At 58.0% G+C, this 10800-nt stretch carries 8 protein-coding genes; 3 read left to right on the top strand and 5 right to left on the bottom strand.

Features of this window, described 5'->3' with window-relative positions; translation table 11 throughout:
* Positions 1–152: 152 nt before the first annotated feature.
* Positions 153–2333, bottom strand: a complete 2181-nt coding sequence (locus NW828_RS01985) for an NAD-binding protein (RefSeq protein WP_414381064.1) — start codon at positions 2331–2333, stop codon at positions 153–155.
* Between the two features lie 461 nt (positions 2334–2794).
* On the opposite strand from NW828_RS01985, the gene NW828_RS01980 reads away from it, so the two are divergent.
* The 3 genes from NW828_RS01980 to NW828_RS01970 all read left to right on the top strand — a co-directional run bounded on the left by NW828_RS01980 (position 2795) and on the right by NW828_RS01970 (position 7083).
* Positions 2795–3847 (top strand): Fe(3+) ABC transporter substrate-binding protein, encoded by a 1053-nt coding sequence (locus NW828_RS01980; protein WP_414381062.1) that lies wholly within the window; start codon positions 2795–2797, stop codon positions 3845–3847.
* A gap of 173 nt (positions 3848–4020) precedes the next feature.
* Positions 4021–5289 (top strand): esterase-like activity of phytase family protein, encoded by a 1269-nt coding sequence (locus tag NW828_RS01975; protein ID WP_414381060.1) that lies wholly within the window; start codon positions 4021–4023, stop codon positions 5287–5289.
* A gap of 93 nt (positions 5290–5382) precedes the next feature.
* Positions 5383–7083: an ABC transporter permease gene (locus tag NW828_RS01970; RefSeq protein WP_414381059.1), complete on the top strand. Its 1701-nt coding sequence runs from the start codon at positions 5383–5385 to the stop codon at positions 7081–7083.
* Between the two features lie 5 nt (positions 7084–7088).
* Here the strand turns inward: NW828_RS01970 and NW828_RS01965 are convergent, their stop codons facing one another.
* The 4 genes from NW828_RS01965 to NW828_RS01950 all read right to left on the bottom strand — a co-directional run bounded on the left by NW828_RS01965 (position 7089) and on the right by NW828_RS01950 (position 10791).
* Positions 7089–8033 (bottom strand): F0F1 ATP synthase subunit gamma, encoded by a 945-nt coding sequence (locus NW828_RS01965; protein ID WP_414330493.1) that lies wholly within the window; start codon positions 8031–8033, stop codon positions 7089–7091.
* 61 nt (positions 8034–8094) lie between these two features.
* Complete coding sequence (gene atpA / locus NW828_RS01960) at positions 8095–9615, bottom strand: F0F1 ATP synthase subunit alpha (protein ID WP_011434218.1); 1521 nt, start codon at positions 9613–9615, stop codon at positions 8095–8097.
* Positions 9616–9658: 43 nt separating this feature from the next.
* The gene (gene atpH, locus NW828_RS01955) at positions 9659–10207 is read right to left on the bottom strand and encodes an ATP synthase F1 subunit delta (protein ID WP_414381057.1); all 549 of its coding nucleotides are present in this window, start codon (positions 10205–10207) and stop codon (positions 9659–9661) included.
* Positions 10208–10227: 20 nt separating this feature from the next.
* Positions 10228–10791, bottom strand: coding sequence for a F0F1 ATP synthase subunit B (locus NW828_RS01950; RefSeq protein ID WP_414381055.1), 564 nt, complete (start codon positions 10789–10791; stop codon positions 10228–10230).
* Between the last annotated feature and the right edge of the window lie 9 nt (positions 10792–10800).

Genomic DNA, 10800 nt, shown 5'->3' with positions numbered 1-10800 from the left:
GTTCTATTGTGACTTCCGCATTCCTCCCGGCACTGACCCTACGGGTACAGTGCGGGGCTCCTGCGATTTCTAGCTGAATGTCCAACTGCCCATAACGAGATGTTTTGGACTACGGAGTGCAGAATAGACCAATAAACAGAACAGTGTCCAAATCAATTCAGATTACTCTCGCTGTTTTCGTTCATGGCTGCAGGGATCCGATGGTCAGGCTGCGCCTGGGCAAACACCTGCACTTCAGTGCTCATTTTGCGCAGTTGGCGGGCCAACTTGATCGCCTTGTCGCGGGGAAGGGGTGGGCTCACCACCGCCGGCAGACAGCCCAATAGGGGTTTCAGGGCCGTTTTGGGCAGGCGTGCGTAGAACGATAAAGCCGAGAGGATATCCTCTTCAAAATAGGGGTTGCGATACTCTAGGAGGCGCACCTGATACAGCTCTGGGGGAAGAGGCCGTCCTTGGGTTAAGCGAATCAGGGATTCCACCGTTCCCATCACATAGAGTTGATCGCCTTCTTTCAACAGGGTCTTGCCCTCTTTTTGCCAGATCTTGGGAAAAACACAGGGTTTCCCCGGTCGGGAGCGATGCAGCAAGATCACCAGGTCATAGTCCTGGGCCAGTTGGCGCAAGGATAGCCCCAGGTAGTGGCAATCGGCCGAGACCTCCAGCAGCGTCACCAGCAGAGTTTCCCCCTGCCAAGCCAGAGTGCCGTAGACGGATCCCACCAGTGCTGCTGTGGCAAAAGCCCGTGCCCCCAACCCGGTAGCACTGTAGCTGATCCCCAGGGTCTGCATGTGGCGCTGCATGCGAGCCGCCAATTCGGGATCGGTAACCCGCAAAATGGTGCGGATCCCCGGCTGCAGGCTGTGGGCCGTCAGGGCCGTCTCCAGGTTGGTGAGATCGTCAGGGGTGGTGCAGATCAGGCAGCGGCTGCCTTGAATGCGAGCCTGCTGCAGCGTGCTTGCCAGGGCATAATCCCCACGAACCACCACCGCTCCCTCCCGTTCCGCTGCCTCCAAGAGAGGGTTCTCGCTATTGGGATCCACCACCACCACCTCGTAGCCCATCTGCCGCAACAACTGCAGCACCAAATAGCTCAGCCGCCCCAACCCTGCGATCACCACATGATCCTCTTTGGGCATACGGGCAGCCCGACCCAAGCCAAAGCGACTGCTCACCAATTTGTCGGTCACCAAGCCGTAAATCAACCCCACCAGGGCAGCCCCCACCAAGGTCATCATCACCGCCAGCACCTTCACCCCCAGCGGTGTTTCCGGCTGTTGAAAAGCCTCAATATCCCCGTAGCCCCCTGTCAGCACCACGATCGTCAGCAAAAGCCCATCGATGAGGGGTTTGCCGATCATCCTGAAGTTGATCACCCCCAGCACCAGCATGGCCCCCAAGGTGAAGGTGAGGGTGCGCACGATGGGCTTGACCTGTAGGAGTCCCTGCACTCCTCTGCGCAGCCAAGACCCAAGGGATCCCCGCCCCAACGACCTGCCTTGCCGTTGTTGTCGCTTGTCCTGCATCTGGCCGCTGGCCCAGCGCTGTGCCCGTGAGGAGCCCCGTCGCCCGTTGCGTTCCAACAGTTGCAGGTAGGCTCTGGGATCGCAAATGACCAAAACGCGATCCCCCTCCAGCAGCTCTGCCTCGTGGTCAAAGTCGTCGAAAACTCGCTGTTTGGAAAAGTCAGAAAGCCCATCCACCGGGTAATGAAACAGCACCCGCGCCCCAAAAGTTTCCTCCAGCTCCGAGAGGGGCATATGCAGCAGGCGGGAGTTGTATCCGATGGTCAGCTCTACCACGTTCCAGAGGGTGGTCTCTCGGTCTGAGACAAAGTAAGCCGGATCTGCCAGCTCTGGCGGGAGTGTGGCCGGCTGGGCTTCCAACTGGGGCAGCTCAAAGTAGCCAACAAATTCGTCGGAAACGGCCTTGAGGGCAAAAGCCGGGGCAGCCAAAGCCGCCACCGATAGGGAAAAATGCTGTGGCAAAACCGAGTCGAGATAGCGGGCAAGGCTGTGGTTGAACAGACGCGAGACGACGCGCACCTGTGGGTTGAGATCTCGAATCAGCAAAGCCAGCTCAAAGTTGGCTTGGTCATCGTCCTCCAGCAGCAGCGCCACCTTGACCCGCTCGATCCCAGCCCGCTGCAACACCCCCGGCTGGCGGGGATCCGCCTGTAGGTATTGCCACTGCTCTTCCAAATGAGGGGGCAGATCGGGAGCAACTACTACAGCGCGATGTCCAAAAGCTTCTAGGGCTTGGAGAGTGAGCTCCACCAAATCGTTGTAGCCGCAGACCAGGATAGAGACGCCCGGATCCCTGCTATTCTCTTGCACCTGTGCATGAGGCGATCTCGAAAGGGAGCTCACCATAGCTCTGTCATCTACCCTGCTCCCTTTATACCCGAAGCCTCTTCAGCTTTCGCGAGTGCTGTCAATACCGCTGACCGCAAAGCCCTGGGTAGAGACCCGTTGCTCAACAAGACCGGCTGCGTTGCTGGCCATCTCAGGCGCTGTCGAGGACAAGGGGAAGCCACCCAGTTTCATCCCAAAGGGTGAGAAGTGAGAACAACTCCCAAGAGCTTGACCTGGTACTTGAGATCCTCTATCATTGCCCCAAGGCGAGGTTCTTGAATAAAAGTCTCAATAAAGCTGGCCTAAGATGAGGGTCAACGGAGTGAGATTTGCGGGAACCGCCTTTGTCCTTTGGGCGTAGCTTTCAGGTTTTTTCTCAGAGAGAGGCATGGCCAGCTTGGCCGGTGGAGCTCTGTCTCTTGAGATGTTTTTGAACTTAGGAGTTGGGTATGCGCTTATCGCGACGGCAATTTGTCAGTGGAGCCACGCTAGGTTCTGCGGCTCTGGCAGCAGGGTCTCTTCTGCGTCCGGCCCATGGCGCCAATCAGGAAGTGAACCTCTACACCTCGCGGCACTACGGCACAGACGAGAAATTGTACGAACTTTTCAAGCAGAAAACGGGCATTACCGTGAATTGGGTGCAGGGCAACGCCGATGAGATCGTCCAGCGCATCCGCAGCGAGGGATCCAACAGCCCCGCCGACATCTTCATGACGGTGGATATTGCCCGGTTGTGGCGCGCTCAGAACGAGGGCTGGTTTCAACCCATCCAGTCGGAGACGCTCTCCAAAAATATTCCCGAGTCTCTGCGGGATCCAGAGGGGTACTGGTTTGGCCTCACCAAACGAGCCCGGGTGATCATGTACAACAAAGACAAGGTGGATCCCAAGGAGTTGTCCACCTATGAGGACTTGGCAAACCCCAAATGGCGGGGCAAGGTGCTCACCCGCTCCTCCAGCAACGTTTACAGCCAATCCTTGACGGCTTCGATCATCTTGGCCCACGGGATCCCGGAAACGGAGCAATGGGCCCGGGGCTTGGTGGCCAACTTTGCCCGTCCGCCGGAGGGGGGAGATATTGATCAAATCAAAGCCGTAGCCGCTGGCGTAGGAGACGTGGCCCTGGTCAACACCTACTATCTGGCGCGTTTGATCAAATCCGACAATCCAGAAGAGCGCGCCGTAGCCGAGAAAATCGGCGTCTTCTTCCCCAACCAGCAGGATCGTGGCACCCACGTCAACATCAGCGGGGCCGGCATTCTGAAAACAGCTCCCAACAAAGAAGCGGCCATCCAATTTTTGGAGTTTCTCTCCGGGCCAGAGGCGCAGGCCATTTTTGCCCAGGGCAACAACGAGTATCCAGTGCTGCCAGGGGCCGAGATCGACTCGGTGGTGGCCAGCTTTGGCACCTTTAAGGAAGATACGATCAACGCCGCCAGCATTGGCCGCGTCACCCCTGATGCCCTAAAGGTAATGGATCGGGCCGGTTGGAAGTAGATCAGGCCTCCAGGACAGGCCCTGAGTACAGCCTTTCATTGCTTGACGCCGTGAACGTTAAGCAGCTTGACGGTTCTTGGCCAAGCGTCGATACTCTAGGACGGCGTTGCTTCCGTTCGAGGCCGCTCAGGCGTCCTGTCTTTCTTTTTTAAAAGCTTCTGGAGGTTTGCCAAATGAAACAACTGCGAACAGCAGGCTTGTTCTTGCTCCTGCTTTCTTTAACTTCTTTCTACACCAATAGCCCGGCAAAGGCAATTGAAAACCTTCCCGAAAAGGCTCCTGTTCCAAAGCGGGATCTGCTTTTGAACACAGAAAACGGCGTCAAAATCTACAATGGTGGGTTTGGCTCTGGCCTTGCCTTTGATGGCCAATATTTTTATGTGCTCACCGATCGCGGTCCCAATATTGATGGAGCTGAGTCAAACGACAAGATTTTCCCTAAGCCAGACTTTACCCCTCAAGTTGCCAGATTGTCTTTGGACGGCAAGGGCTTCAAGTTGGACAGGGTCATCCTGCTGCAAGACGAGACAGGCAAAAATCTCACCGGGATCCCCAATCCATCTGACTCGGGGGGAACGGGAGAGAATGCCTACGATCTCAGCGGCAAGCAGCTTGCGCCGGATCCCAAAGGTATCGATCCAGAGGGGATCGCGGTGGCCAAAGATGGAAGCTTTTGGATTGCCGACGAATACGGACCTCACTTGATCCATTTTGATTCCAATGGCAAGGCCATCGAGTGGCTAAATCCTTTTGGAAGTGGAGTTGGCGGCAAAAAGCTTCCAGAAGTTTACAAAAATCGGCGCCCCAATCGCGGCATGGAGGGGCTAACTCTGACGCCCGATCAGAAATACTTGGTCGGCATCATGCAGTCTCCGCTTTTGAACCCCAACAAAGATGTTCAAAAGACCGCAACTGTTTGCAGGATACTCTTCTATGAACTGGCCACGGGCAAGTTCAAAGAATACCTCTATCCTTTAGAGGGAACTGGCACCGCTGTTAGCGAAATTGTCGCCATTACCGACACAACCTTCCTGGTTCTCGAACGGGATGGCAAAACGCCGGGAGAGGACAAAGAGGTTACGAAGAAGATCTACAAAATCGATACTGCCGCTGCCACGGATGTCTTTGATCCTGGTCCAAATGGCCTGCTGGTTAACGGCAAGACTCTGGAGCAGTTAACCCAAGAGGAAATCATTGCAGCGGGGATCAAGCCCGTTTCCAAAGAAGAAGTATTTGACATTATGTCGATCCCCAATTATCCCCACGACAAGCCCGAGGGGTTGGCCATTCTCAACTCAACTACCCTAGCGATAGTTAACGACGACGACTTTGGCATCGTCTCGGAAAAGGGCGCGGTTCAAGAAAAAACTATGCCTTACCTTGGTAACAAGCAAGACGAGAACATCGTTTATTTCGTTAAGCTGCCCAAGAGCTTGTTTTGAGAGAAAACTTGGTTGGGGATCCCTGGAGGATCCCCTTTTCTTCCCCAGGAGTTGCTCAAGAGGTAGCTCCCGCCTGTTGAGATGGACAAAGAGATGAGGTTGAAGTTGTTGAGCAAATCTCTGCCGGGAAGTGGCTTCTTTCCTCTGAACGGCTGGGCGCTTCTGACTCTGACCCTCAGCGGTCTCATTCTCGTTCCTGTCCTTACGGTGTTGCTCAGCCTTTTTGCGGACGAGCGGCAGGTTTGGGAGCACCTGGCCGATACGGTCTTGGGGCTTTATGTGCGCAATAGCCTGGTGATGATGGCAGGGGTGGCGGCGGGGGTCATCCTGGTGGGCAGTGGCACTGCCTGGCTGGTGACCATGTGTCAGTTTTGGGGGCGGGCCTGGCTGGAGTGGATGTTGGTGCTGCCCCTGGCGGCCCCCACCTATGTGTTGGCCTACGCCTACACCGATTTTTTGCAGGTAACCGGCGGTTTCCAGATCTGGCTGCGGCGGGTAACAGGTTGGGGGATCGGCGACTACTGGTTCCCTAACATTCGCTCGTTGTGGGGGGCGATCCTGCTGCTGATCCTCACCCTCTATCCCTATGTTTACCTCTCGGCCCGGCTGGCCTTTCAGGAGCAATCGGTGGCCTGCTTAGAGGTAAGCCGCTCCTTGGGCTACGGGCCTTGGGCTAGCTTTTTCAAGGTGGCTTTGCCGCTGGCCCGACCGGGGATCGTGGCCGGCTGTCTGCTGGCCTTGATGGAAACCCTCAACGATTTCGGCACCGTCAGCTATTTCGGGGTAGATACCTTTACAACCGGCATCTACCGCACCTGGACGGCCCTGGGCAATCCGGTGGCGGCGGCTCAGCTTTCCGCTCTGCTGTTGCTGCTGGTGCTGCTGCTGATGGCGGTGGAGCAATTCTCCCGCCGGCGGGCGCGCTACTATCGCCAAGGGTTCAAACCCACCCCAACCCGTTACCGCCTACAAGGGATCCGGGCGGTGGGGGCCTGGCTGGCCTGTGGGATCCCAATTGGGCTGGGCTTCGTCGTGCCGGCCTTGATTCTGCTCCACATGACCCTGCGGCAGGGGGAGTTGGGTCGCCGCTTTTGGAGCTACGCCCAGAACAGCTTTTGGCTATCCACCATCACGGCTATCATTGCTGTTTCCGTGTCGGTGGTGGTGCTTTACGGGCTGCGCATGCAGGGGCTAGGACGGGCGGGATCCCCGTGGGGCCTGCGGCTGGCAGTGCAGTTGTCTTCTCTGGGCTATGCGCTGCCTGGGGTGGTGATTGCAGTGGGGGTTCTGATTCCCCTAGGGTGGTTGGATCAACTGCTGAGCTACCTGCGGCAGGTGGTGCTGCAACAGCCACCTGGCCTGGTGATCAGTGGCACCCTCACGGCTTTGGTGTTCGGCTACCTGGTGCGGTTTTTGGCCGTGGCTTTGGCCACCGTCGAGGCCACGCTGCTGCGCATTCCCCCCAGTTTGGATGAGGCAGCCCGCAGCCTGGGACAGGGATCCCTGGGCACCCTGTGGCAGGTGCATTTGCCCTTGATGAGGGGTGGCCTCTTGGGGGCTATGCTGCTGGTATTTGTGGATGTGATGAAGGAGCTGCCGGCCACGATGGTGCTGCGGCCCTTCAACTTCGACACCTTGGCGGTGCAAACCTACCGCTTGGCAGCCGATGAGCGTCTCGCGGAGGCAGGGGCACCGGCTTTGGCCATTGTCTTAGTGGGGATTTTGCCGGTGGTTCTGCTCAACTCCCAGATGGCGCGGCAACGCAACCTCGGCTCCTCAGGGGATCTCCTTTGAGAACCCTACAAGGCCTCCGCTCCGGCCACCACCTCCAGGATCTCCTGGGTAATAGCCGCCTGGCGAGCTTTGTTGTAGGCAAGACCCAGCGTGCGAATGAGCTCGCTGGCATTGTCGCTGGCGTTGTTCATGGCCGTCATGCGAGCTGCCAATTCGCTGGCCGCCGCCTCCTGCAAGGCCCGTAGCAACTGGTTGTTCAGGTACAGCGGCAGCAGTGCATCCAAAATCTGCACGGGATCCTGCTCAAAGATCATGTCCTGAGGTGGGGCCGAGACCGCTGCGATGACTTTGCTGCGCTCGACAGTAAACTCTCCGCCCCGCACCAAAAGACGAAAAATTTCATCGTCTTGAGTGGCCAACCGCGACGGATCGAGGGGCAACAGGGATTGCACCACCGGACGGGAGCTGATCAAAGAGACAAAGCGGGTATAGAGCAGCTCTACCTTGTCCACCTTCTCCGACAAGAAGGCCGAGAGGAGCTGATCCCCAATCTGGGCAGCCTCAGCCGCCGTGGGGATCTGCGACAAATTCACGTAGGTCTTGGCGATGGGAGCGGAGCGCCGCTGGAAATACTGCACCGCCTTGCGGCCCACCAGGTAAAGCTGCACCTGCTGCCCTGTCTCCTGCAGCTCGCGAACCCGCTCCTCGGTGCGCTTAATCACGTTGGCGTTGTAGGCTCCGCACAAGCCCCGATCCCCGGCCACCACCAACAGCCCCACCGTCTGGATGGGCCGCTGCTTCAGCAGAGGCAAGTTGACATCCTCCAGTCGCAGCCGCGTCTGCAGTCGATAGAAAACCTGGGCCAGCCGGTCGGCGAAGGGACGGGTGGCCATCACTTGCTCTTGGGCGCGCCGCACCCGAGCTGCTGCCACCAGCCGCATGGCCTCGGTAATTTTGCGGGTGTTTTTCACCGCCTTGATGCGATCGCGGATGCGCTTGAGGTTTGCCATAACCTACTCCCTCTATTTTGGTGGTCGACAGGGATCCGGGCCAGGAGAGATCCGCGTCACCCTAGGCCGCCTTGGCCACGAAGCTCTGCTTGAACTCTGTGATGGCCGTTTTCAAGATTTCTTCTGCCTCGTCGGTGAGCTGCTTGGTGGAGAGGACGATCTCGCCATACTTGGGATGGGTGGTGCCCAGGTAAGCCAAAAGGCCCTGTTTGAAGCTGGAGACCTTCTCCACCGGAATGTCATCCAAATAGCCTCGTGTTCCCGCATAGATAATGGCCACCTGCTGATCCAGAGACAGGGGAGAGTACTGTGGCTGCTTCAGCAACTCCTGCAGCCGTTGGCCGCGGGCCAGTTGCTTTTGGGTAGCCTCATCCAGGTCAGAGGCAAATTGGGCAAAGGCCTCCAGATCGCGGTATTGCGCCAGTTCCACCTTGATGGAGCCAGCCACCTTTTTCATCGCCTTGGTCTGAGCTGCCGAGCCGACGCGGCTGACGGAAATCCCGACGTTGATGGCCGGGCGGATGCCAGCGTTGAACAGATCCGATTCCAAGAAGATCTGCCCATCGGTGATGGAGATAACATTGGTGGGAATGTAGGCCGACACGTCATTGGCCTGGGTTTCCACGATCGGCAGTGCCGTCATGGATCCCTCTCCCAGTTGGCTGCTCAGCTTGGCGGCTCGCTCCAATAGCCGCGAGTGCAGGTAGAACACATCCCCAGGATAAGCTTCCCGACCGGGTGGACGGCGCAGCAGCAGCGACATTTGCCGATAAGCCACCGCCTGCTTGGAGAGGTCGTCATAGACCACCAGGGTGTGTTTGCCCTGGTACATGAAGTATTCAGCAATGGTGGCGCCACAGTAGGGGGCCAGCCACTGCAACGGGGCCGGGCTATCGGCGCCGGCAGCCACCACAATGCTGTAGTCCATAGCCCCTCGCTCGGTCAGGATGCCCACCACCTGGGCGATGGTGCTCTGCTTCTGACCAATGGCCACGTAAATGCAGATCACATCCTGCCCTTTTTGGTTCAGGATTGTGTCCACAGCAACGGTGGTCTTGCCGGTTTGGCGGTCGCCGATGATCAGTTCCCGCTGCCCCCGCCCGATGGGGATCAGGGCATCGATGGCGGTAATGCCGGTTTGCAGGGGCTCGTACACAGAGCGGCGATCGACAATGCCAGGTGCCGGAGATTCGATCAGGCGAGACTCCGTACACTGGATCGGGCCTTTGCCGTCGAGGGGGTTGCACAGGGGATCCACCACGCGGCCCAAGAGGGCTTCCCCCACCGGGATGCTGGCAATCTTGCCCGTGGATTTGACGGTGGATCCCTCTTGGATATTCCGCCCGGAGCCGATCAGCACGGCACCGATGTTGTCTTCTTCCAGGTTGAGGGCAATACCGGTGGTGCCATCCTCAAATTCCAGCAGCTCGCTGGCCATCACCTTATCCAAACCGTAGATGCGGGCAATGCCATCCCCCACCTGCAGAACTGTCCCCACATTGGAGACCTGCATCTCCTGGTTGTACTGCTCAATCTGCTGTTTGATGATGGTGCTAATCTCGTCTGGGCGAATGGTAGGCATAGCAGTCCTCTCAAGTAATGGGAAGGGATCCTCAAAAACCAACTTAGGCCAACTGCAAGGCCAGCCGACGCAACTGTCCACGCAAGCTGAGGTCGATCACCTGGGATCCGATCTTGATGACCACCCCTCCCAGCAGCTCTGGATCCTGAGCAGTTTGCAACTCCACGCCGCTGGCCCGCGTGAAGTCCATCACCCGCTCGCGAATCGATTGCTGCTGAGCTTCCGTCAAGGGTATCGCCGTCGTCACTTCGGCCAGGACAATGTTCTGGAGCTTCCGTTGCAGATCCAAAAAGCGCCGGCAGACGGCCCCGAGAAACATGATACGGCGGCGGTCGGTCAACAACTTCAGCGCATTGAGCAGCAGAGGGTGGATCTGCTCGGCAAACACCTGCTGCAACAGGTTCTTTTTGGCCTCGGCCTTGATCACCGGGTTGGCGAGAAACTGGCCCAGCTCCGGCGCAGCCCGCAGAACCTCGGCAATAAAGCGCATATCGGCGGCAAAAGTGTCCAGCAATCCCTGGCCAGATCCAAGGGCAATGAGAGCCTCGGCATAGGGATCCACCACCTTCTCAGCCATTGTGCTGCTGATCATACCTTTCTCCTCCTTGAGAGTTAGCGGGCAATCATTTGGATCCCTTTCTCGATCAGGCTGCGGTGGGTCTCTTCGTTGAGGTGCTGCGGCAGCTCCTGCTCCACCTTGCTCAAGGCTTGGCGAACGATCTGCCGACGCAACTCTTGAAGAATCCGCTCCTGCTCGCTGGACAACTCTTTCTCAGCATTGGCCCGCAGCCGCTCCACTTCCCGCTCCGCCTGCTCCAACAACTCTTGCCGACGGGCTTCGGCGTTGGCTTCCGCCTGCTTGCGGATACGTTCAGCCTCCTGCTGAGCCTGGGCCAGCTTTTGCTGCTCCTCCGCCAGCCTCTCGATGGCTTCCCGCTTGCGCTGCTCCGCCTGCCGCAGTTCTTCTAGGATCCCCTCCCGCCGCTTGGCCAGGGCTTCTCCCACCACTTTGCGACCCAAGATAAACAGCAAGGTGAGAATGATCGCGATGTTGATCAGGTTGCTCTCGAGAATCTTGGCCAAGAGATCCCCCTCTCCTGCCTTGGCTTCTGGGAGTAGCTCCGTGGTCTCGGCCACAGCCAAGATCCAACCGGCCACCCAACTCCACACAGGCATCGCAAGCTC

Source organism: Synechococcus sp. W55.2, assembly GCF_047461635.1.
In the GTDB taxonomy this organism is placed as follows: Bacteria; Cyanobacteriota; Cyanobacteriia; order Thermostichales; family Thermostichaceae; genus Thermostichus.
Note: the sequence above shows the minus strand (reverse complement) of the source record. Positions and strands in the feature narration are given on the sequence as shown.

Bases quoted from the DNA above. Each gene is read 5' to 3' on its own strand.
- NW828_RS01975 (WP_414381060.1), top strand. From the start codon at position 4,021: ATGAAACAACTGCGAACAGCAGGCTTGTTCTTGCTCCTGCTTTCTTTA.
- NW828_RS01970 (WP_414381059.1), top strand. From the start codon at position 5,383: ATGAGGTTGAAGTTGTTGAGCAAATCTCTGCCGGGAAGTGGCTTCTTT.
- NW828_RS01965 (WP_414330493.1), bottom strand. From the start codon at position 8,033: ATGGCAAACCTCAAGCGCATCCGCGATCGCATCAAGGCGGTGAAAAAC.
- atpA (WP_011434218.1), bottom strand. From the start codon at position 9,615: ATGCCTACCATTCGCCCAGACGAGATTAGCACCATCATCAAACAGCAG.
- atpH (WP_414381057.1), bottom strand. From the start codon at position 10,207: ATGATCAGCAGCACAATGGCTGAGAAGGTGGTGGATCCCTATGCCGAG.
- NW828_RS01950 (WP_414381055.1), bottom strand. From the start codon at position 10,791: ATGCCTGTGTGGAGTTGGGTGGCCGGTTGGATCTTGGCTGTGGCCGAG.